General features: G+C 70.8%; 21 protein-coding genes. 12 read left to right on the top strand and 9 right to left on the bottom strand.

What is annotated here, in order from left to right; genetic code table 11:
* Positions 1–43 precede the first annotated feature (43 nt).
* From J2X36_RS16780 to J2X36_RS16770, 3 genes are read right to left on the bottom strand one after another with little or no spacing between them, the layout of a single operon-like run.
* Positions 44–508: an Rrf2 family transcriptional regulator gene (locus J2X36_RS16780; protein WP_310351763.1), complete on the bottom strand. Its 465-nt coding sequence runs from the start codon at positions 506–508 to the stop codon at positions 44–46.
* A 46-nt stretch (positions 509–554) separates the two neighbouring features.
* Positions 555–1,043: a dUTP diphosphatase gene (gene dut, locus J2X36_RS16775; protein ID WP_310351760.1), complete on the bottom strand. Its 489-nt coding sequence runs from the start codon at positions 1,041–1,043 to the stop codon at positions 555–557.
* Positions 1,040–1,927, bottom strand: a complete 888-nt coding sequence (locus tag J2X36_RS16770; protein ID WP_310351758.1) for a CoA ester lyase — start codon at positions 1,925–1,927, stop codon at positions 1,040–1,042. The genes dut and J2X36_RS16770 overlap by 4 nt, the downstream gene beginning before the upstream one ends.
* Positions 1,928–2,026: 99 nt before the next feature.
* Between J2X36_RS16770 and J2X36_RS16765 the strand changes: the two genes are divergently transcribed.
* The 3 genes from J2X36_RS16765 (at position 2,027) to J2X36_RS16755 (ending at position 4,071) form a co-directional block, all read left to right on the top strand.
* Complete coding sequence (locus J2X36_RS16765; RefSeq protein ID WP_132249878.1) at positions 2,027–2,809, top strand: DUF429 domain-containing protein; 783 nt, start codon at positions 2,027–2,029, stop codon at positions 2,807–2,809.
* The gene (locus J2X36_RS16760; protein ID WP_310351754.1) at positions 2,806–3,330 is read left to right on the top strand and encodes an NUDIX domain-containing protein; all 525 of its coding nucleotides are present in this window, start codon (positions 2,806–2,808) and stop codon (positions 3,328–3,330) included. The genes J2X36_RS16765 and J2X36_RS16760 overlap by 4 nt, the downstream gene beginning before the upstream one ends.
* A gap of 75 nt (positions 3,331–3,405) precedes the next feature.
* Complete coding sequence (locus tag J2X36_RS16755; RefSeq protein ID WP_132249932.1) at positions 3,406–4,071, top strand: carbonic anhydrase; 666 nt, start codon at positions 3,406–3,408, stop codon at positions 4,069–4,071.
* Positions 4,072–4,166: 95 nt separating this feature from the next.
* Here J2X36_RS16755 and J2X36_RS16750 read toward each other — a convergent pair whose 3' ends face one another.
* Positions 4,167–4,868 (bottom strand): DUF4142 domain-containing protein, encoded by a 702-nt coding sequence (locus J2X36_RS16750; RefSeq protein WP_132249882.1) that lies wholly within the window; start codon positions 4,866–4,868, stop codon positions 4,167–4,169.
* A 372-nt stretch (positions 4,869–5,240) separates the two neighbouring features.
* Between J2X36_RS16750 and J2X36_RS16745 the strand changes: the two genes are divergently transcribed.
* The 3 genes from J2X36_RS16745 to J2X36_RS16735 all read left to right on the top strand — a co-directional run bounded on the left by J2X36_RS16745 (position 5,241) and on the right by J2X36_RS16735 (position 8,103).
* Positions 5,241–6,104, top strand: a complete 864-nt coding sequence (locus tag J2X36_RS16745) for a universal stress protein (protein WP_310351748.1) — start codon at positions 5,241–5,243, stop codon at positions 6,102–6,104.
* A 114-nt stretch (positions 6,105–6,218) separates the two neighbouring features.
* Entirely contained in the window at positions 6,219–6,821 is a 603-nt protein-coding gene (locus J2X36_RS16740; RefSeq protein WP_310351746.1) for a hypothetical protein, read from the top strand.
* 283 nt (positions 6,822–7,104) lie between these two features.
* A complete protein-coding gene (locus J2X36_RS16735; RefSeq protein WP_310351744.1) occupies positions 7,105–8,103 on the top strand; it encodes an HD domain-containing phosphohydrolase in 999 nt (332 codons plus the stop codon).
* 8 nt (positions 8,104–8,111) lie between these two features.
* Here J2X36_RS16735 and J2X36_RS16730 read toward each other — a convergent pair whose 3' ends face one another.
* The gene (locus J2X36_RS16730) at positions 8,112–9,959 is read right to left on the bottom strand and encodes a glycoside hydrolase family 15 protein (RefSeq protein WP_310351741.1); all 1,848 of its coding nucleotides are present in this window, start codon (positions 9,957–9,959) and stop codon (positions 8,112–8,114) included.
* A gap of 387 nt (positions 9,960–10,346) precedes the next feature.
* Between J2X36_RS16730 and J2X36_RS16725 the strand changes: the two genes are divergently transcribed.
* The gene (locus J2X36_RS16725) at positions 10,347–11,642 is read left to right on the top strand and encodes an ammonium transporter (RefSeq protein ID WP_132249892.1); all 1,296 of its coding nucleotides are present in this window, start codon (positions 10,347–10,349) and stop codon (positions 11,640–11,642) included.
* 36 nt (positions 11,643–11,678) lie between these two features.
* Here the strand turns inward: J2X36_RS16725 and J2X36_RS16720 are convergent, their stop codons facing one another.
* Together J2X36_RS16720 and J2X36_RS16715 are read right to left on the bottom strand one after the other, a co-directional pair.
* Positions 11,679–13,052 (bottom strand): PleD family two-component system response regulator, encoded by a 1,374-nt coding sequence (locus J2X36_RS16720; protein WP_310351739.1) that lies wholly within the window; start codon positions 13,050–13,052, stop codon positions 11,679–11,681.
* 70 nt (positions 13,053–13,122) lie between these two features.
* Positions 13,123–13,497: a response regulator gene (locus J2X36_RS16715; RefSeq protein WP_132249896.1), complete on the bottom strand. Its 375-nt coding sequence runs from the start codon at positions 13,495–13,497 to the stop codon at positions 13,123–13,125.
* Positions 13,498–13,580: 83 nt separating this feature from the next.
* Here J2X36_RS16715 and J2X36_RS16710 point away from each other — a divergent pair, with 83 nt between their 5' ends.
* Both J2X36_RS16710 and J2X36_RS16705 read left to right on the top strand, forming a co-directional pair.
* A complete protein-coding gene (locus tag J2X36_RS16710; RefSeq protein ID WP_132249898.1) occupies positions 13,581–13,874 on the top strand; it encodes a DUF3572 domain-containing protein in 294 nt (97 codons plus the stop codon).
* Positions 13,874–15,211 (top strand): DNA polymerase IV, encoded by a 1,338-nt coding sequence (locus J2X36_RS16705; protein ID WP_310351733.1) that lies wholly within the window; start codon positions 13,874–13,876, stop codon positions 15,209–15,211. Before J2X36_RS16710 ends, J2X36_RS16705 begins: the two co-directional genes overlap by 1 nt.
* A 34-nt stretch (positions 15,212–15,245) precedes the next feature.
* Here J2X36_RS16705 and J2X36_RS16700 read toward each other — a convergent pair whose 3' ends face one another.
* Together J2X36_RS16700 and J2X36_RS16695 are read right to left on the bottom strand one after the other, a co-directional pair.
* Positions 15,246–16,118 (bottom strand): cell envelope integrity EipB family protein, encoded by an 873-nt coding sequence (locus J2X36_RS16700; RefSeq protein WP_310351731.1) that lies wholly within the window; start codon positions 16,116–16,118, stop codon positions 15,246–15,248.
* A 92-nt stretch (positions 16,119–16,210) separates the two neighbouring features.
* Positions 16,211–18,061: an ABC transporter ATP-binding protein gene (locus J2X36_RS16695; protein WP_310351728.1), complete on the bottom strand. Its 1,851-nt coding sequence runs from the start codon at positions 18,059–18,061 to the stop codon at positions 16,211–16,213.
* Positions 18,062–18,208: 147 nt separating this feature from the next.
* On the opposite strand from J2X36_RS16695, the gene J2X36_RS16690 reads away from it, so the two are divergent.
* From J2X36_RS16690 to J2X36_RS16680, 3 genes are all read left to right on the top strand, one after another.
* Complete coding sequence (locus J2X36_RS16690; RefSeq protein ID WP_310351726.1) at positions 18,209–18,832, top strand: helix-hairpin-helix domain-containing protein; 624 nt, start codon at positions 18,209–18,211, stop codon at positions 18,830–18,832.
* A gap of 91 nt (positions 18,833–18,923) precedes the next feature.
* Positions 18,924–19,139: a hypothetical protein gene (locus tag J2X36_RS16685; RefSeq protein ID WP_132249908.1), complete on the top strand. Its 216-nt coding sequence runs from the start codon at positions 18,924–18,926 to the stop codon at positions 19,137–19,139.
* Entirely contained in the window at positions 19,136–19,618 is a 483-nt protein-coding gene (locus J2X36_RS16680; RefSeq protein ID WP_310351723.1) for a DUF3016 domain-containing protein, read from the top strand. Before J2X36_RS16685 ends, J2X36_RS16680 begins: the two co-directional genes overlap by 4 nt.
* Positions 19,619–19,704 lie beyond the last annotated feature (86 nt).

The following is a 19,704-nucleotide window of genomic DNA, read 5'->3' as shown; positions in this document are numbered from 1 at the left end:
CCCGAAGGTGCGAGCCCAAGCGCTACCCCGCGCAGGCGCGAGATCAAATGTCGAAATGCGGAATCGGCCGCTCGCGACGGCCTGCGTCGAGCACTTCGGCCTGCCGGCAGAGATCTTCGACCGTCACGGCGTCGAGAGCCGACAGGAAGGCCACCTGCGCCGCCCGGATCGTCGGCTCGATGAGGGCAGCCATGGGAGCGGACGGCGCCTCGTCCTCCTCGACGCAACCCGCGGCGCGCGCGATGTCGCCGACGCTGATCCGCCGCCGCTCCCTGGCGAGTTCGTAGCCGCCGCGCGGGCCGCGCACGCCCTTCAGGAGGCCGTGCCGGACGAGGGCCTGGAGCACGGTCTCGAGGTGGCGCGGCGGCAAGCCGTGGCGAGCGGCCAGAACCCGGGCGTTGACGGGCTGCGGCCGCGCGTGGAGCGCGATGTCGATCACGGCCGCCGTGGCGAGACGGAGCCGAACGGCTGTTTGGCCGGCCGGCGCGGGGGGCGGATCGGAGCGCATGGTGCTCAGGTGTCCCCTCCTCCGCCGGAGAATGCGCCCTCGGCCCTCAACGCCGTCCGCTCGACCCGAAGCCGCCGCTGCCACGGGCGGAACCCTGGGGCGGCTCGCCGCCACTCTCCGAAACGAGGAGGCGTGGGCGCGTCACCCGGGTGAACACGAGCTGCGCGATGCGGTCGCCCGGCTCGATCCGGATGCCGGGGCCGGGAGCCGGGTTGCGGTTCCAGGCGGAAACGAGGAGCGGGCCTTCGTAATCCGCGTCGATGACGCCGGTGCCGTTGCCCAGGACCAGACCCTCGCGGTGGCCGAATCCGGAGCGGGGCAGCACCAGCCCGCACCAGTCGGGATCGCGGATCGCGACGACGATTCCCGCCGGGATCAGGGTCGGCGCGGCCTGCGGCTCGAGGATCATGGGCGCCTCGAGGCACGCGTGGAGATCGAGGCCCGCAGCCGCGGGCGAGCCCCAGCGCGGGAAACCCCATCCCGCGAGCCGCGGGTCGAGGAGGCGGATCGCGACCTCCAGAGCCGGGCTGCTCATGCCCGGCGCGCGTCGATGGCCTCGGCCATCGCAAGGGTGCGGCGCGCCTCGTCGGCGTGCAGGCGCTCGATCATCCGACCCTGGAAGGGGATCGCGCCGCGCCCCCGGTTCTCCGGCTCGGCGAACGCGCCGAGGATCGCGCGGGCTTCGCCGATGGCGGCCTCGTCCGGCCCGAACACGGTGTTCGCCGTCTCGATCTGGCTCGGATGAATCAGCATCTTGCCGTCGAAGCCGCAATCCCGGCCCTGCTCGCACTCGGCGCGGAGACCGGCCTCGTCCCGAAAGGCGTTGTAGATGCCGTCGATGATGTCGATCTCGTAGGCGCGCGCCGCCGCGACAGCGCTCATCAGCCAGGGCATCAGCGCCGGCCGTCCCGGCACCCCGAGGCGGACCCGGCTCGCCCGGGCGAGGTCGTTAGGCCCGAGAACGAGGCACGCGAGCCGCGTATCGACATCGCGGGCGGCGCTGGCGATCGCGCCGATCTCCAGGATGGCGAGCGGACTCTCGATCATCGCCCAGACCCGCAGGGGGCCGGGGGCCCCGAGCCGGCGCAGGCGGGAGCCCACCGCGACGAGGTCGTCAGGACGATTGACCTTCGGCACCACGATCGCGTCCGGAGCGGCAGGTGCGACCGCGGCGAGATCCGCCTCGCCCCAGGGTGTCTCGAGGGCGTTCACCCGTACCACCACCTCGCGCCGCCCGAAGCGGCGGCCGGCGACGGCCTCGGCCACGAGACCGCGCGCCTGATCCTTCGCCTCGGGCGCCACGGCGTCCTCGAGGTCGAGCATAACGACGTCGGCGGGAAGCCCTGCAGCCTTCTCCAGCATGCGCGCGCTCGACCCCGGCAGGGACAGGACGCTGCGACGGGGGCGGATCTCGGTCATGGGGGGCGCCTCCTCCTCGCCGGGTAGCCCGCCGGCCGCTTCGCCGATACCGTCCCGCGCAACCCGATTCAAGGATCGGCCGGGGTTGCGGGGGAGAGCATGGCGCGCTGGATCGCGGGTCTCGACGGCTGCCGCGGCGCCTGGGCGGGCGCGCTCCTCGACCTCGACGATCCGGGGGCTTGGCGCGTCGCGCTCTTTCCGAGCATCGCCGCGCTCCTCGACGGGGCGGAGGCGCCCCGCATCGTCGGCATCGACGTGCCGATCGGCCTTCCGGACCGGGTCGAAGGGGGCGGGCGCGTCGCCGACCGCGCGGCGCGAGCCCTGCTCGGTCCCGGCGGACGGTCCAGCGTCTTTCCGGTGCCGCCGCGTGCGGCCGTCTATGCGGAGACCTACGAGGAGGCGAAGGCGCTCTCGCGCGCCGCGAGCGAGCCGCCCTTCGCACCCTCGATCCAGTGCTGGAACATCCTCCGCTACGTGCGGGAGGCGGACGGGCTGCTGCGGTCGCGGCCGGGCGTCGCCGCCCGCCTGCGCGAGGTCCACCCTGAAGTGGCCTTCCGCTGTCTCAACGCAGGGCAGCCTCTCGCCGGCGCCAAGAAGGGGCCGGCGCGGCAAAGGGGGCTCGAAGAGCGGCGCGAGCTCCTGCTGGCGGCGGGCCTGCCTGCGGCCCTGGTCCACTCGCCGCGGCCACGCGGGGTCGGCGCCGACGACCACCTCGACGCGATGGCGGGCCTCGTCGTCGCCCGCGACATCCTCGAGGGCCGCGCGGTCCCGCTGCCCGACCCGCCGGGGCGCGACGCCTACGGGCTGCCGGTCGTGATCTGGGCGCCGCGGGGCTTGTCGCCGCGACAGGCCGCGCGCGAAGCTGCTATGCGGGAGGCATGAGCGAACCGACCGACGACGCGCCGCCGCTGCGCCATATTGCCCGCGCCCTGGTCTTCGACCCGGCCGACCGCCTGCTCCTCATCGCCTACGAGTCGGTGCGGCCGATCGATCCGACGAGGCCGGAGGATCGGTCCTTCTGGTTCATGCCGGGCGGAGGCCTCGAAACCGGCGAGACGCACGAGCAGGCCTGCCGGCGGGAGCTCGAGGAGGAGATTGGCGTCGCCGGAGCGCCGATCGGCCCGCTGGTCGCCACCTGCGACGGGCTCTTCCACCTGTTCCGGAAGCCACGCGATGCGCGCGAGCGCTACTTCCTCGTGCGCCTGCCCTCGGACCGCATCGACACGGCCCGGCTCGCGGAAACGGAGGACAATCCGGTCCTCGGCACCCGCTGGTGGAGCCTCTCCGACCTGGAGGCGACCGAGGAACGCATCGAGCCGGCGGGACTGGCGGCCCTCGTCCGGCGCATTCTCGCCGGGGATATCCCCGCCGTTCCGGTCACGTTGTCGTGGCGGGATGCTTGAGTCGGCAACGCCGTCGAGACATGGCAGTTACATCGCCGCCATTCTGACACGTCGCAACGGCCGGAGAGACGCATGATGTTCCCCGAATCCTTGACCACGGGCTACCGCTCCTTCCTCGAGAACCGCTTCCCGAACGAGAGCCGGCGCTATGCCCAGCTCGCCAAGACGCAGGAGCCCGACGTGCTGGTCATCGGCTGCTGCGACAGCCGCGTGTCGCCGGAGGTGATCTTCGATGTGGGTCCGGGCGAGCTGTTCGTGATCCGCAACGTCGCCAACATCGTGCCGCCCTGCGAGACGGGCGGCGAGTATCACGGCACCTCGGCGGCGATCGAGTTCGCCGTGCAGGCGCTGGAGGTGAAGCACATCGTCGTGCTCGGCCACGCCACCTGCGGCGGCATCAAGGCATTCGCCAACAAGGCCAAGCCCCTCTCGCCCGGCAACTTCATCGGCAAATGGGTCTCCCTGGTCGAGCCGGCCGAGAAGAAGGCGGGCGATTCATCCGCGCCCGACTACCTCACCCGCATGGAGCACGCGATGGTGAGCCAGAGCATCGAGAACCTCATGACCTTCCCCTTCGTGCGCGAGCGCGTCGAGGCCGGGACCTTGCAGTTGCACGGTGCACATTTCGGCGTTGCGACCGGCGAGCTCCTCGTGCGCGACCCAGGCACGGGCGATTTCGCGCCGATCACCGACCGGGACGGCCAGAGCCTGCGCCCGTCGGCCCTGATCAACTGCACCTGAGCCAGGCGCCACATACGAGAACGGCGGGCTCTCGCCCGCCGTTCTCCCCGATTGAGCAGCGGAGATCCGCCACCGGCCTATCGATCATTCGCGGATCAGCGGGCGCCGGGAAGGCGCTGCGCCATCGCGTAGTGTTGCTCGAGCACCGGCAGGGCCTGCTGGGCATAGTTGCGGAGCGCCGGGTTCGGACCTGAGGCTGCGTAAGCCTGAGTCACGGCGATCGTCTGCTGGTGAGCCATCACCTGCTGACGGCCGTAGAGGCGGTCGAAGCGCGGGCCGGGCGGGGTCGAGGAGAGTTCGGCGAGCATCGCCTGCTGCTCCGGGTTCGGCGGCACGATCGTGGTGCCGGCCGTGGCGTCGACGTCGCCCGTCGCCACGCGGCTGCCGACCGCCGCGCCGCGTGCCGCACCGGCGCCGATGCCCTCGACACCGCCGACCGGACCACCCGCAAGGGTGCCGCCGACCGCGCCGGCTGCAGCGCCCGTGGCCGCACCGACCGCACCGCCGGCCACCGCCAGGGGCGCCTCGATCAGACCGCCAACCGGGCCGCCGCCCGCGACGTAGTTCCGCTCGCCACCCGCCAACGCAACGTTGGCGGCGCGGTGATCGCTGATCGCGTGCTGCGCGAAGGTGCGGACAGCCGGGTTGCGCGACTTGGACAGCGCGATCTGGCTCGACTGGATCTCGAAGGCATTGGCCTGCATGGCCTGGAGGCGGAAGTCGCCGACACCCTGGGCCATCGCCGGAGTGGCGAGAGCTGTCATCAGGGCGGACATGGCAACGTACTTCTTCAACATAAGCGACCTCGATCTCAGATATTCGACGTGAGCGTTCAGCCTCGATGGTCGGTGACCAATCGAGGCTGTCGCCTGCACTTCACGCCGTCAACGAGGACTTCTCAGCTTTGTTCCTGGACACGGTGGGTCGATTTTCACAGAATCGTGGGCAAGACTTGGCCGTTGTCATCCCGCCTCGGTGCTGAGCTTGGCGATTGCCTGAGCACTTGCTCATGGAGCGCCCTCACCCTTGTGAAAATCCGTGTGCGTGCTCTTGGTCCACGAGTTCCACGACGGGAGGAAGCGCTCTAGCATCGGCGCGCGAGCGCACGATGCGGCCGAACTCCCGGGCGGCTGCGCCCCGCCGCCCGCGCCGGTATGGAGTTCACGGTGATGAAGACGCTTCTCGTACCCGTCGCCCTGCACGACACCCTACCCTCCGTGTTCGCCACCGCGACGCTTGTCGCGCGCCGTTTCGGCAGCCTGATCGAGGGGGTGTCCCTGCGCCCCGCGCTGGCAGAGTACGTGCCCGTCGACATGGTCGGCGGCATGACGTGGCTGCGCGATGAGGAGGCCGACCGCGCCGAGGCCGAAGAGGCGGGTGAGCACTTCATCGCGGCGATGGAGGCGGCCGCGATCCCGCGCCACCCGCGCGATGGCCTCTGCGTCCCCGAGAACGTCGCAGGCTGCGGCCCGCGCTACCGCTGGCGGCAGGACGTGCCGGCAGGCGACGCCTTCCTCGGCCAGTATGCCCGGCTGTTCTCGGCCACCGTCGTCGGACGCCCGGGATCGGAGGATTCCTCGCCCCGCATGGCGACCTTCGAGACCGCCTTGTTCGAGGGCGGGCGGCCGATCCTGCTGGCCCCGCCTTTGGCACCCGCAAGCCTCGGCGAGGCCGTGCTGATCGCGTGGAACGGGTCGACCGAGACGGCCCGAGCGGTCGCCTTCGCGATGCCGTTCCTTCTCCAAGCCAAACGCATCCTCGTCCTCAGCGTCGAGGGCGGCACCGTGCCGGGGCCGAGCGCGGAAGACCTCGCACAGTCGCTGGCCTGCGAAGGCATCGCCGCCAGCCATCGGGCTCTGCCGGCCGGGCGCCGGACGCCGGGCGAGACCTTCCTCACCGAAGCGAAGGAGTTCGGCGCGGACCTCCTCATCAAGGGCGCCTACACGCAGAGCCGCTTGAGGCAGATGATCTTCGGCGGCCCGACGAGTCACGTCCTCGCCCATGCCGAGCTGCCGGTGCTGCTGGCCCATTGAGCGGTCTGTGCGCGAATCCGTGAACGTACGGTGCGGAACCGAGGCCCGCCGCCCCCGTTGCCGGTGACCCTGGCCAAGCTAACCTGGCCGCGCTGCAAGCTTGGCCCGAACCCGATGCGCACGATTCTCTCCGCCGTATTCCTCCTCGGCCTCACCGCCGCCGCTCTGGCCGACGCGACAGAGAATGTCGGCACGCGCTATCGCGGCACCGTCGAGAAGCGGGACGGCGACCTCCTCACCCTGCGGCTGCACTCGGGCGAGTCCCTGACCCTCCGCATGAACGATACGACGCGCCTCCTCACCGCGACGCCGGCCAACATCCGCGACATCAAGCCGGAGAGCTACCTGAGCGCGATCTCGACCCCTGAATGCGGCTCCGCACGCAGGGCCGAGACCGTGACCATCTACGCGCCGGATCTGCGCGGCTGGTTCGCCGGCAGCCGCCCCTGGGACACGATGGCGAGCGCGGTTCTGACCGGCGGCTGGATCGCGGATCTCTCGGACGCGGATCCGCGCCGGGTCGTGCTGAGCTACGAGGGCGGCACGACGACCCTGGCGCTCCCCCCCGACGCGACGGCCACGCAGATCACACGGGGCGAGAAGGCTCTCCTCACCGGCGGCGCGGCGGTGACGGCGTTCGTGGCGCCGGACGAGGCCGGCAAGCCTGTCGCCGAGATCATCGCGGTCGGCCGTCGCGGCGCGACACCGAACCTGTAGCGCGTTTCGCAGCCTCAGCTCTGACGGGCTCCCGATCAAGGCTGCGTGCGGAGCACGGTATCGATGGCAGTTTTTGCCTGCTGACGGTGTTGCCCGTACTGGTTGAGACGATCCCGTCTTCAAGCTCGCTTAACGTGCAGACTGGCATCATCCTGCCGATCGAGCGGATGACAGCATGGGCGCTGAGTTTCACAGATTCCGGCATGCGCCAGGCAGCGCGGAGGCGGCCGGCCGCGGCGTCCCGGAGGCGGGACCGCCCTTCGTCCCGATTCTGGCCTCGGGGATGCCGCTGCAGCTCGTGCTGGCCCTGCGCCCCCTCGGCTGCGACACGCCGGTCCTCCCGGCCGCGCAATGGCCCGACCTGCCGGCCCGCGCGGCCGATCTCCTGATCGTGGATGGTGACGGCCTCGACGGGGCCGCTCTTCTGCGCGCGATCCGCGCCCATCCGGCCCATGGGCACATCCCGGTCCTGCTCGTCGCCTCGGGCGAGGCGCGCGCGCTTCGCCGCGTCGCCGTCGAGGCCGGCGCGACCGACGTCTTGGTGCGGCCCGTCGATCCCCTCGACCTCCAGATCCGGGCCCGGACGCTGATCGATCTCACCCGCGCGCGCCTCGCGGCGGACAAGACGGCCAGCCTGATGGACCGGCACGTCGCGGGAATCCGCGCCGAATCCGAGTCTCGCGAGAGGGAGATCATCCAGCGGTTGATGCTCGCGGCCGAGTTCCGCGACGATCAGGCGGGCGATCACCTGACGCGCGTCGCAGGCTGCGCCATCGCCATCGCGGAAGGCCTCGGTCTGTCGGAGGCGGCCGCGAACGACATCGCCCTCGCCTCCACGATGCACGACATCGGCAAGATCGGCATTCCCGACAGCATCCTGCTCAAGGCAGGACCGCTGACCGACGGGGAGCGGGAGGAGATGAAGCGGCATGCCGAGCGCGGATACCGCATGCTGCACGATTCTCCCTCGCGCCTGCTCCAGCTCGCTTCGGAGATCGCCCTGACCCACCACGAGCGCTGGGACGGCACCGGCTATCCGAGAGGGCTGTCCGGCGCCGATATCCCGCTCTGCGGACGCATCATCGCCGTGGCGGACGTGTTCGACGCGCTCATCTCCGAGCGGGTCTACAAGGCGGCCTGGCCGTTGGAGAAGGCGCGGGCCTACCTCGTGGAGCATCGGGGCAGCCATTTCGATCCGGCCTGCGTCGACGCGTTCCTGTCCCGCTGGGACGACATCGTCGGGCTGATGCACGACCGCCCGGCGGGCGCAGGGCTGGCCTGACGGCGAGGCTACACGCCGTCCGGCGTCTCGCGCAGGCCGAAGCGCGCGATGCAGGTCTCGAGGCGGATCGCGGCGTTGATCAGCGCCATGTGCGTGAAGCCCTGAGGCGTGTTCCCGCGCTGCTCGCCGCTCGCCGCGTCAATCTCCTCCGCGAACAGCCCGACATCGTTGCCGCGAGCGATCAGGCGCTCGAAGATCGCCTTCGCCCTGTCGGTGCGGCCCGCGAGCGCGAGGCAGCTGACGCGCCAGAAGGCGCAGGGCGTGAAGGTCGCCTCGCGCCCCTCCAACCCGTCGGGCATCCGGTAGCGGTAGATCAGGTCCCCCTCTCCGAGTTCGCGCTCGATCGCGGCGAGCGTCGAGAGCATGCGCGGATCGTCGGCGTCGATCGCTCCGAACAGGACGACCCGCATCACGGCCGCGTCGAGGTCGCCCGTCTCGTAGGTACCGACGAAGGCCTGCTTCTCCTCGTTCCAGGCACGGTCGAGGTAATCCGCCCGGATCTCCGCGGCAGCCGCCTCCCAGGCGGCGATCTTCTCCGCCGGGACGCCCTCGATGTTGCGCCCGATCCGTGCCGCGTTGTCGAGCGCCACCCAGATCATTGCCTTGGTGTGTGTCTGGTGGCGCTGCTCCGTCCGCAACTCCCAGATGCCGTGGTCCGGTTCGTCGCGACAGGCGAGCGCCCGGGCCGTGAGGTTGTCGAGCACCTCGGGCAGGCGGTCGTTCACCTTCTCGGGCGGATCGTAGTTCACGGCCTCCAGGAATCCGCACAGGGCACGCATCAGCTCGCCGTAGATGTCGTGCTGTTGCTGAAGGATCGCGGCGTTGCCGATCAGCACCGGACCGACGTTCCGCCAGCCCGAGAGATGGTGCAACGGCTCCTCCGGCGGCGGCTTGCCGGCGATGCCGTAGAGGAGGCGGGTGTGGCGCCCGAAGCTCCCGTCGGCCTCGCGCAGGAAGCGCAGGAACTCGGCGGCCTCGCGCACGTAGCCGAGCATTACGAAGGCGGTGACGGTGAAGCTCGCGTCCCGCATCCAGGTGAAGCGGTAATCGTAATTGCGGTTGCCCGGCACCGCTTCCGGCAGGCCTGCGGTCGCGGCGGCGACGATGGCCCCGCTCGGCGCGTAGGTGAGGAGCTTGAGGCACAGCGCCGAGCGCAGCACCGCCTCCCGATAGGGGCCGCGGTAGGTGCAGCGGTCGCTCCACCGGGTCCAGTAATCGACCGTCCGGTCGAGGCAGCCGCGCGCGCCCTCGAGATCCTCGATCGCGGCTGCCTGCCCGTCCTCGCCGTGCGTGAGGATGAGGTAGAGCGTCTCGCCGGCCGAGAGCGTGAAGGTGCAATCCGCCGCCTCGCCGCGCACGGCGATCGGGTGCGACGCGCTCGCCCGCAGGCGCTGGTCACCGGCCTCGAACAGGACGGTGCCGGCCTCCGGCCGCGGCGTGCAGGAGCGGCGAGCGTAGTCGAAGGTCGGGCGCACGGTGAAGCGGCCACTGACCCTGCCCTCGTCACAGGTCAGCAGGCGGATCAGCCGACTCTGTCCCTCGCCGTCGGGACCCTCGTCGGGCTCGGCCGCAGGCGGGTTCACCGGCATCAGATCGGTCAGGCGGGCGCTACCGGTCACTGTCGCGAAGCTCGTCTCCAGGACGTTGGTGCCCGGCAGGTAGCGGCGCCCGATTTCGGAGCGGCCGTCGAGGTCCAGGGTGCAGGCACCTCCCTTCACGTCGTCGAGCAGGCGCAGGAACAAGGCCGGTGAGTCGTGGCGTGGCCAGCATAGCCAGTCGACGGAGCCGTCGCGCGCGATCAAAGCGTTCGCGTGGGTGTCGCCGACGATGGCGTAGTCGCTGATGGGCTTCGGCAAGGGGCTGGTGCTCGCAAGAAGAACGAGCACGAGGTAGCGCCGCCGGACCAGGGTTCGATGCGGATCGACAATCTGCCACACACGCCTGCCCCGGCCCGCGAAGGTGCCGGCGAGAAATCATGGCCGGGCAGGTAGATGCCGGCGATCCGGGCAGATTGGCATCCTGCGATGCAATACTGCCACAGGATTCGGCAAGATGATTGCTTCCTGTGCAGATGCCGTCGCGCTCACAGACTCGGTCAGACGGCTCTGTGACACCCGGCCCTCCCTCCGATCGCTGCATCACCTGAACACCAACGAATCCTGCCTGTCCAACCGGCACTGATTGCACACCAGAAAGGCACCACGCCGCATCGAGCGGCAGGGTTGCCGACCGAGAGGCCCTTCATGCACTTCCTCGTCCGACGCGGGCTTCCCGGCCTCGCGCTGCCCCTTTTATTCACGAGCCCGAGCTTCGCCGCCGCAGGCTCGATCGACAGCGGTCAGGTCGCCTGGATCCTCACCGCCTCCGCCCTCGTCCTGTTCATGACCCTGCCCGGCCTCGCCCTGTTCTACGGAGGCCTCGTCCAGGCACGGAACGTCCTCTCCGTGCTGATGCAGTGCTTCGCGATCTGCTGCATCGCCTCGCTGCTGTGGGCGATCTGCGGCTACAGCCTCGCCTTCGACGGCGGGGGACCGCTGATCGGCACCCTCAACAAGGCCTTCCTCGCCCATCTCGACGCGGTGCGGGCGCCTACCCTCCTGCCGGAGAGCGTGTTCGCGCTCTACCAGATGACCTTCGCGGTGATCACGCCGGCGCTCATCATCGGCGCTTTCCCCGAGCGGGTCGCCTTTCCGTTCGTGGCGCTGTTCTCGGCGCTCTGGCTGATGCTCGTCTACGTGCCCGTCGCCCACTGGATCTGGGGCGGCGGCTGGCTCGCGGGCCTCGGCACCCTGGATTTCGCCGGCGGCATCGTCGTCCACACGACGGCGGGCGTCTCGGCGCTTCTGCTCGCGGTGATGGTGGGCAAACGCCGGGGCTTCCCCGCGACGCTGCTGCCGCCGCACAGCCCCGGCATGACCATGACGGGAGCGGGCATGCTCTGGGTCGGCTGGTTCGGCTTCAACGGCGGCAGCGCCCTCTCCGCGGACGGCAGCGCGGCGAACGCGATCCTGGCCACGCACCTCTCGGCGGCAGCCGGGGCTCTGGCCTGGACGGCGGCGGAGTGGGTGAAGATCCGCAAGCCGACCTCGATCGGCATCGTCACCGGCTGCATCGCGGGCCTCGCCACGATCACGCCGGCGGCGGGCTTCGTCTCGCCCGGCGCGGCGATGGTCATCGGGACCGCGGGTGGCCTCGTCTGCTTCTACGCGACGCTGTTCGTGAAGCAGCGGCTCGCCATCGACGATTCCCTCGACGTCTTTGCCGTGCACGGGGTCGGCGGCATGCTGGGCTCGCTGCTGCTCGCGGTCTTCGCCCTGCCCGAACTGGGCGGGGCCGGCCTCGGCGAGGGCGGCACGGTCCTGCGCCAGCTCGGGGTGCAGGCTCTGGCGATCGGGGTGACGGCCCTGTGGTCCCTCGTCGTCACCTTCGGACTGACCCGGCTGCTCGGCGCGGTGACGCCGCTGCGAGTCGACGCGGAGGCGGAATACGAAGGGCTCGACATCGCGAGCCACGGCGAGCGGGCCTACGAATATACCTGAGGCCGCCGTCCCGCCGAGGACGGGGCGCTGGCGGCCTCAGGCCGCCTGCGCCTCGACGCGGTTCCGCCCGGCCGCCTTGGCGCGGTAGAGGGCGAGATCGGCCCGCTTCAGCATGTCGCCCGGCGTCGCGTCCGCGGGCTCGCGCACGGCGACGCCGATCGAGACCGTCACGGAGACGCTGCGGGTGGCGCGCTGGATCGCGAAAGGCAGCGCCTCCACCCGCTCCCGGATGCGCTCCGCAATGGCCTGCGCCTCGGCGAGACCCGCATCCGGCAGCACGATCACCACCTCCTCGCCGCCGTAGCGGGCGACGATATCGATGTTGCGCGTGTGCGTCCGCAGGCGCTCCGCGAAGGTGCGCAGGACCTCGTCGCCCGCTTCGTGGCCGTAGGTGTCGTTGATCGCCTTGAAGCGGTCGATGTCGAGGATCAGGGCCGCCATCGGCCGCTGGCGGAACGCCGCGTCGCCGAACAGGGCGCCCAGATGGCTGTCGAGGTATCGGCGATTGTGCAGGCCCGTCAGCCCATCGGTGATCGCGAGCTCCATCGAGGCGTGGACCGCGCCCCGCAGGACCTCGGAGAAGCGCTTGCGGCGGACCTGCGTGCGCACCCGCGCGAGCAGCTCGTTCCGGTCGATCGGCCGCAGCAGGTAATCGTGCACGCCGAAATCGAGCCCGCGCACGATGCGCGCCCGCTCGTGCGGCTCGGCCATCATGATCAGCGGCACGTTGCGGGTGCGGTCGAGGGAGCGCAACTGGCTGCACAGGCGCAGCCCGTCCGAGCCGTCGAGATCGAGGCTGACGAGGATCGCATCGTAGGCGCCCTCGGTGGCCAGCAGCAGGGCGCGGTGCGGGTCCGCCTCGACCATCACGGCGTGGTGCTGGCCGATCGCTGAGGCCATGCGTTCGGCCGCGCCCGGACGATCCTCCACGAGGAGGACATTCGCGTTCAGTCCGGTCTCGGCAGTCGCGAGCGCGAGCGGATCGCCCATGCCGAAATCGCGCGAGGCCATGGCGCGGCTGCGCAACTCGTCCGTCACGGCCTTCAGGCGCACGAGGCTGCGGACACGGGTGAACAGGGCGGTGTCGTCGATCGGCTTCGTCAGGAAATCGTCGGCCCCCGCATCGAGGCCGCGCAGACGGTCGGAGGGCTGGTCGAGAGCCGTGACCATGACGACCGGCAGGTGGGCGGTGACCGGATTGTTCTTCAGGTGCCGGCAGACCTCGAAGCCGTCCATTCCCGGCATCATCACGTCGAGGAGGACGATGTCGCACAGCCCCTGCTCGCAGATCGCGATCGCGTCCGGACCGTTCATCGCGGCCAGCACGTCGAAATATTCCAGCGCGAGCTTCGTTTCGAGAAGCTTCACGTTCGGGAACAGGTCATCGACGATCAGGACCCGAGCCGACATCGACCCTCTCGCTGAAGTTGTGCAACTGGATTTCTGACACGCTTAGCGAGTACAGATGTTCCGCCGAGACTCAGCGGCCCTCACCAAGATACGTCCGAACCGTTGCCAAAAACTTCGCGACGGAGATGGGCTTCGACAGGTAAGCCTCGCATCCGCCCTCGCGAATGCGCTCCTCGTCTCCTTTCATGGCGAAGGCCGTGATGGCGATGACGGGGATATCCTTGAGGTCGTCGTCCTCCTTGAGCCACTTGGTCACCTCCAGGCCCGAGACCTCGGGGAGCTGGATGTCCATCAGGATCAGGTCGGGGTGGTGCTTGCGCGCGAGCTCGATCGCCTCGATCCCGTTGGCGGTCTTGAGCGTCGCGTAGCCATGCGCCTCCAGGAGATCGTTGAAGAGCTTCATGTTGAGCTCGTTGTCCTCAACGATGAGCACCGTCTTCGTCATGGCCCATTGTTCCCGGTGCGCTGGCGGCTCATTAGTTTACGGACTCTTCGTCCGTCTCATGGCTTTGTAAGTGACACATGTTGATGAAACGCAAATCCGTTCAAGAGGATGATTCCGCCGAGGCGGTGGCCGTGGCGGTTCTCGGCTGGCTCGCCGGTGACGAGGAGCGCCTCTATCCCTTCCTGAACGCGAGCGGACTGAGCGCGGACAACCTCCGGGCAAGCGCCCGCGACCCGGGATTCCTCGCGGGCGTTCTCGATCATGTGATGGGCGACGAGGCTCTCCTTCTCGCCTGCGCGCGCGACCTCGACCGGAAGCCCGAGACGATCGCGGCCGCCTGGCAGCGCCTGTCGCCGCAGGCCCCCGACGCGTTCTGATGCGGCCGATCTGCCGCGACTGCCTGGCTACGCAGGAGGCGGGAACCCGCCGCTGCGGATCCTGCGGCTCGCCGCGGCTCCTGGTGCACCCGGAGCGGGACCGGCTCACCATCGCTCACGTCGATTGCGACGCCTTCTACGCCGCTGTGGAAAAGCGGGACGACCCGAGCCTGCGCGACCGGCCGCTCATCATCGGCGGCGGCCGGCGCGGCGTGGTGTCGACGGCCTGCTACATCGCGCGCATCTCCGGGGTGCGCTCGGCCATGCCCATGTTCCAGGCCATGAAGGCCTGTCCCGACGCGGTGGTGCTGCGGCCGAACATGGAGAAATACGCCCGGGTCGGCCGCGAGGTGCGGGCGATGATGCTGGCGCTGACGCCCGCCGTGGAGCCGGTCTCGATCGACGAGGCCTTCCTCGACCTCGCGGGCACCGAGCGCCTGCACGGGGCGAGCCCCGCCGTGACGCTCGCCCGGTTCGCCGCACGCGTCGAGCGCGAGATCGGGATCACGGTCTCGATCGGCCTGTCCGACGCCAAGTTCCTCGCCAAGATCGCCTCCGACCTCGACAAGCCGCGGGGCTTCTCGGTCCTGGGTCGGACCGAGGCGAAGGCGTTCCTCGCCGAGAAGCCGGTGACGATCCTGCCCGGCATCGGCCGCTCGGCCGCCGCGCGCCTCGCCGATCTCGGCGTCACGCGCGTCGGGGACCTCGCTCGAACAGATCCGCGCCGCCTCTACGGCGCGATCGGCCGGGACGCGGAGCGCCTCCTGGCGCTTGCCTGCGGCGAGGATGCGCGGCCCGTGCGCAGTCAGCGGGAGGCGAAGAGCGTCTCGGCGGAGACGACCTTCTCGGCCGACATCGCCGCCTTCGCGGAGCTGCGCCCGATCCTGTGGCGTCTCTGCGAGAAGGTGTCGGGGCGCCTGAAGCGCTCGGGCCTCGCTGGAGCGAGCGTGACCCTGAAGCTGAAGGACCGGAGCTTCGCCCTGCGCACCCGAACCCGGGGCGGCCTCGCGCCGACCCAGCTCGCCGCGCGGCTCTTCGCTGCGGGCGAGGCGATGCTGCGGGAATCCTGCGACGGCACGCCCTTCCGCCTCATCGGCATCGGCGCGGGCGACCTCTGCAACGCGGCCCACGCCGACCGGGGGGATCTCGTCGACGCGACGGTCCGCGAGACCGCACGCCGCGAGGCGGCTCTCGACCGGGTGCGCGAGAAATTCGGGGCGGCTGTCATTCAGCGCGGCCTCGCCTTCACCGCAGCGCCGCGACCCGAGCCAGTCGCGTCCGCCTCCGCTGGCCGCACCGGGGAGCCGCCGGGCGGGCACGGCGACCGCGCCGGCTAGGGCTGATCCCGCGCCGGCTCCCGCCGGGCCGCGATCAGGGCGTGCAAGGGGCGGGCTGCACCTTGTCGATGTCGAGGCGGGTCAGGTCGCCGTTGATGGCGAAATCGCCGTAATCGAGCTTGAGCGCGCCGCTGACGCCGTTCTCGTAGAGATCGAAGGTGAGCGTGTAGATCGGCGTGCGCTCGCCCTCCCCTTGCGTGAAGTAGCTCAACGTCACGGGCCAGTGGGCCACCGCGGAGATCGGGCCCTCCCGCAGAGGCTTGTCGCGCTCGGTGCCCGATGCGGTCGTCGGCGCGGTCACCTGCCGCCCGATCACGGCCAGCGTGTCGTAGACCTTGCGGCCGTCGTCCGAGCCGTCGAACACCTTGGTGGACAGCGTGGTCTGGCCGGCGCGCGCCGCCTCGATCAGCCGGCGCATGTGCAGGCTCGGGAACAGCACCGTGTCGCGATCTTGGAACTGGTCGCGCTTGGGCTCCTTCAGCCGCACCTTGAGCCCGTCCTTCACGTCGGCCGTGCCGTCGACGGAGGCTCCGGGGGCTCCGTTCAGGACGGTCGTCGTCTTGAAGCGGAAATCGTGGCCGTCGCCGCTCTCGAAGGTGGTGTTGCGCAGGTCCGAGGTCCGGCTGCCGGATTCGCCGCTCTCCAGCATCGTCACCTGCCTTGTCTGCATCGTGTAGCCGCGGCAGGCGTCGCCCTTGAAGTCGATCACGATGCGGCCGCGGGCGCTCTCGACGGCGCGGGTGCCGCCGCTGGAGGCGAGCGTGAGGTCGTAGACGGCGCGGTGGCTCGCGAGCGTGACGGGCGCGGCCTTGGCCGGCGGCTCCTGAGCGGCGGGCGCGGCCGGGGCGGCCCAGGCAGTGCCGGTCGAGAGAAGGACGAGGCAGGCGGAGGCGAGGCGCGGCGTCATGCGAACTCCTGAACTGGCGCGGGCCGGAATCGGGTGCGCGTCTCAGATAGGTTGTTCCCCGATCGGGGCAAACTTCGGGCCGGCCGCGCCCCTCAGCGGTAGCCGGCCGCCTGCAGCTCGAACAATTCGGCGTACCGGCCCCCGAGCCTCAGGAGCGCGGCGTGGGTGCCGGATTCGAGGACCTGCCCCGCCTCGAGCACGAGGATGCGGTCGGCCATCCGCACGGTCGAGAAACGGTGCGAGATCAGCACCGCGGTGCGCCCCCGCGTCAGTTCCCGGAAACGCTCGAACACGGCGAACTCGGCCCGGGCGTCGAGGGCGGCCGTCGGCTCGTCGAGGATCAGGATCTCGGCTTCCCGCATGTAGGCCCGGGCGATCGCGATCTTCTGCCACTCGCCGCCGGACAGGTCGACGCCCTCCGCAAAGCGCTTGCCGAGGGGCTGCGCGTAGCCGAGCGGCAGCCGGGCGATGACGGTATCGGCGAGGCTCCGCCCGGCGGCGCGACGGATCCGGGCCTCGTCCGCTCGGTCGACGACCCGCCCGACCGCCACGTTCTCCCCGGCGGTGAAATCGAAGCGGACGAAATCCTGGAAGATGACGCCGATCCGGGCGCGCAGGTCGTCGAGGGCGTAGGCCGAGAGCGGCTGCCCGTCGAGCAGGATGCGGCCCTCGCTCGGATCGTAGAGGCGGGTCATCAGCTTGACGATCGTGGTCTTTCCGGCACCGTTCTCGCCGACGAGGGCGATCACCTCGCCGGCGCCGAGGCGGAAGCTGAGGTGGCGCACCGCCCAGGTCGGGCTGCCCGGATAGCGGAAGCCCACCTCCTCGAAGACGAGGCCCTGGGTGATGGGCACGGGCACCGGCCGAGGGTGCTCGGGCGAGCGGATCGCCGGGCGGATCTCGAAGAAGGAGAACAGGTCCTCGAGGTACTGGGCCTGCGCGGCGATCTGCGAGAAGCCGAGGAGCAGGCCCTCGATCAGGCCGCGCAGGCGCTGGAAGGAGCCCGCCAGGAAGGCGAGGTCGCCGATCGAGAACGTGCCCGCGACGGTGCGCCAAACGATCACGAAATAGACCCCGTAATAGATGATCGCGCTCATGGCCGCGAAGGCGCCGCCCCAGAGTGTCCGGCGGACCAGAAGGGCGCGATTGTCGGCGATCAAGCGACGCGAGACCGCTTCGAGGCGCTCCACGAGGTAGCCGCTCAGGCCGAACAGCTTCACCTCCTTGGCGGTCTCGACGCTCGCCCCGAGGTAGCGCAGGTAGTCGAGCTGCCGCCGCTCGGGCGTGCGCGTCCAGGCGAGCCGGTAGCCCTGCCGGTTGAAGTGCATCTCGTTGAGGAAGGCGGGCACGAGGGCGGCGGCCAGGAGCAGGATCAGCCAGGGCGTGAAGGCCGCGAGCCCCGCGGCGAAGGCGGCCAGGGTGATGAGATCCTGCCCCTGGCCGAGCACCTGCCCGATCAGGCTCGCCCGGCCCGTCACCTGCCGCCGGGCGCGCTCCAGTTGGTCCTGCTGCGCGCTGTCCTCGAATTGCGCGAGGTCGAGTTCGGCCGCGTGGCGCATCAGGCGGACGGTCGCAGCGTTGCCGTAAAGGTCTGCGATCAGCCCGTCGAGCAGCGTGGCCGTGCGGCCAAGCAGGTCGGACGCGACCGCGAGGGCGAGTTCCAGCGCGACGAGCCCGGCGAGCCGCGCGAGGTGCGGGTCGGCGAGCCACGCATCGAGGGCGAGCGGGACCGGCCGGGGCCGGGCGTGCTCGGCCACGATCGCGTCGAGGATGAGCTTGGCGACGTAGAGGAGGCAGACGGGCAGGCAGGCACGGACGAGGCGCACGCCGAGGCCGAGGGCGAACAGGCGCGGGCTCGCGGCGCGCACCTGGCGGAACAGGGCCGGGAGGTAGCGCAGGGCGCCGAGGCGCCGGTCGAGCCAGGAGCGGAGGGGGAGGTCCATCGGCGCCGACCATATGGGGCCGCCCCTGCCGCCCGTCGATCCCGGGCCCCCGGACGGCGAACGAGCCAACGCCCTGCGCAATTTGCCCAGGCTGGGAATAGGTCTATGTTAATAAAAAGAGAATTCCGCACGGCCCAAGGAGGAGCGATGCTCAGCGGATCGGCAGTCCTGCGGGTCTCGTTGCTTCTCATCGTCGCCGGCGCCCTCGCGGCCTTCGTGCAGCACGTCTGGCCCTATCGCGGGACGGAGCCAGCCGAGGCGCCGCAGGCCTCCGTCACCGCACCCGCGAAGCCGGCACGGCGCGTCGAGACGCGTCCCGCGCCTGTGCCGAGCCAAGCGGCGCCCCAACAGGCCGCGCCCTCCCAAGCTGCCCCTCCGGCGGCGCAGCCCGAGGCGCCCCCGGCACCGGCGCCCGCCCCCCGCCCGATGGCCGGCCTCGACCCGGCGCCGCAATTGCCCGCACCGGCGAGCCCACCCGCTCCAGGGAGCCCCCTCGCGCCCGAGGCGCCGCCCGCACTCCCGGTCCCGGCCCCCGTGGAAGAGCCGCAGGCCGCCGACCCGGCTCCGGAGGAGGCTGCCCCGCGCGCCGTGAACCTCGTCGACCTCAACACCGGCTCGCTGGCGGAGCTGAACCACCTGCGCGGCGGCGGCGCGATCGGCCGGGCCATCATCCAGAAGCGGCCCTACGCCTCGGTCGACCAGCTCCTCTCGAAGCGGGTGCTCAGCCGCGCGACCTACGACCGGATCAAGGATCAGGTGACGGTCCAGTAGTTCTGCCCGCCTGCGCTCTGGCGCGGGATGTCGCGGATGCCTATGGTGCGGCGGGCGTGATCACACCCGTCGACAGGCCGAGGACACCCGCATGTTCACCCCGACCGGCAGCACGATCCTGCGCGACGATCTCGGCGTGCAGGAGACGACAGAGACGGACAACATCGTCCGCTGGGACGGTGAGCGGCTCTACGTGGAGCACGACGTCTACCACAACGGGCAGCTCGTCCATCGCAAGTACCGCCGCAACGTCACCGAGCCCGTCGCCCACGCGCTGCTCGCCGTGATCAACCGCAGCAAGCAGTGAGGCGTGCCGCCCTCGTCCTCGCCCTCCTTGCGGGACTGACCGGGCCGGCCGCCGCGCAGGTGAGCGTCCGCTACGTGGCGCCCGAGCGCTTCACCGACGCGGAGAACCGGATCGGCTCCGGCCTGCCGCTGCGGCTCGCCCTCGCGGAGATGACCCGCATCCTGCAGGATCTCGGGCGGCGCCATCTCCGGCCGGGCGAGACCCTCGACCTCGCGATCCTCGACATCGACCTCGCCGGCATCGAGCAGCCGGGCTTCGGCACCACGCAGGCCCTGCGGGTGGTGCGCGATTCCTCGCCGCCCCGCATCCGCCTCGCCTACACCCTGCGGCGCGGCGGCCGCCCCCTGGCGCAGGGCGAGGAGACCCTCACCGACATCAACTTCCTGCTGACCGGCAATGCCCGCTTCTCCGGCGGCCCGCTCGCTTACGAGCGGGACTTGCTGCGGGATTGGTTCAGCCGCCGCTTCCCGACCGGGTGAGCCGCCCTCGACGCCCGGGCGACCCTGCGCGGGACGAATGGCGGCGAGGCGCCTCGAGGCGGGGGCGCCTCGCGCTCGCATCCTCC

It is taken from the genome of Methylobacterium sp. BE186, assembly GCF_031457035.1.
Lineage (GTDB): Bacteria > Pseudomonadota > Alphaproteobacteria > Rhizobiales > Beijerinckiaceae > Methylobacterium > Methylobacterium segetis.
Note: the sequence above shows the minus strand (reverse complement) of the source record. Positions and strands in the feature narration are given on the sequence as shown.

Coding starts and splice junctions, on each gene's coding strand:
- J2X36_RS16695 (WP_310351728.1), bottom strand. CDS start 18,061: ATGGACCTCCCCCTCCGCTCCTGGCTCGACCGGCGCCTCGGCGCCCTG.
- dut (WP_310351760.1), bottom strand. CDS start 1,043: ATGAGCAGCCCGGCTCTGGAGGTCGCGATCCGCCTCCTCGACCCGCGG.
- J2X36_RS16685 (WP_132249908.1), top strand. CDS start 18,924: ATGTTCACCCCGACCGGCAGCACGATCCTGCGCGACGATCTCGGCGTG.
- J2X36_RS16710 (WP_132249898.1), top strand. CDS start 13,581: ATGAAACGCAAATCCGTTCAAGAGGATGATTCCGCCGAGGCGGTGGCC.
- J2X36_RS16720 (WP_310351739.1), bottom strand. CDS start 13,052: ATGTCGGCTCGGGTCCTGATCGTCGATGACCTGTTCCCGAACGTGAAG.
- J2X36_RS16770 (WP_310351758.1), bottom strand. CDS start 1,927: ATGACCGAGATCCGCCCCCGTCGCAGCGTCCTGTCCCTGCCGGGGTCG.
- J2X36_RS16725 (WP_132249892.1), top strand. CDS start 10,347: ATGCACTTCCTCGTCCGACGCGGGCTTCCCGGCCTCGCGCTGCCCCTT.
- J2X36_RS16745 (WP_310351748.1), top strand. CDS start 5,241: ATGAAGACGCTTCTCGTACCCGTCGCCCTGCACGACACCCTACCCTCC.
- J2X36_RS16750 (WP_132249882.1), bottom strand. CDS start 4,868: ATGTTGAAGAAGTACGTTGCCATGTCCGCCCTGATGACAGCTCTCGCC.
- J2X36_RS16760 (WP_310351754.1), top strand. CDS start 2,806: ATGAGCGAACCGACCGACGACGCGCCGCCGCTGCGCCATATTGCCCGC.
- J2X36_RS16780 (WP_310351763.1), bottom strand. CDS start 508: ATGCGCTCCGATCCGCCCCCCGCGCCGGCCGGCCAAACAGCCGTTCGG.
- J2X36_RS16705 (WP_310351733.1), top strand. CDS start 13,874: ATGCGGCCGATCTGCCGCGACTGCCTGGCTACGCAGGAGGCGGGAACC.
- J2X36_RS16735 (WP_310351744.1), top strand. CDS start 7,105: ATGCCGCTGCAGCTCGTGCTGGCCCTGCGCCCCCTCGGCTGCGACACG.
- J2X36_RS16765 (WP_132249878.1), top strand. CDS start 2,027: ATGGCGCGCTGGATCGCGGGTCTCGACGGCTGCCGCGGCGCCTGGGCG.
- J2X36_RS16740 (WP_310351746.1), top strand. CDS start 6,219: ATGCGCACGATTCTCTCCGCCGTATTCCTCCTCGGCCTCACCGCCGCC.
- J2X36_RS16690 (WP_310351726.1), top strand. CDS start 18,209: ATGCTCAGCGGATCGGCAGTCCTGCGGGTCTCGTTGCTTCTCATCGTC.
- J2X36_RS16755 (WP_132249932.1), top strand. CDS start 3,406: ATGTTCCCCGAATCCTTGACCACGGGCTACCGCTCCTTCCTCGAGAAC.
- J2X36_RS16715 (WP_132249896.1), bottom strand. CDS start 13,497: ATGACGAAGACGGTGCTCATCGTTGAGGACAACGAGCTCAACATGAAG.
- J2X36_RS16700 (WP_310351731.1), bottom strand. CDS start 16,118: ATGACGCCGCGCCTCGCCTCCGCCTGCCTCGTCCTTCTCTCGACCGGC.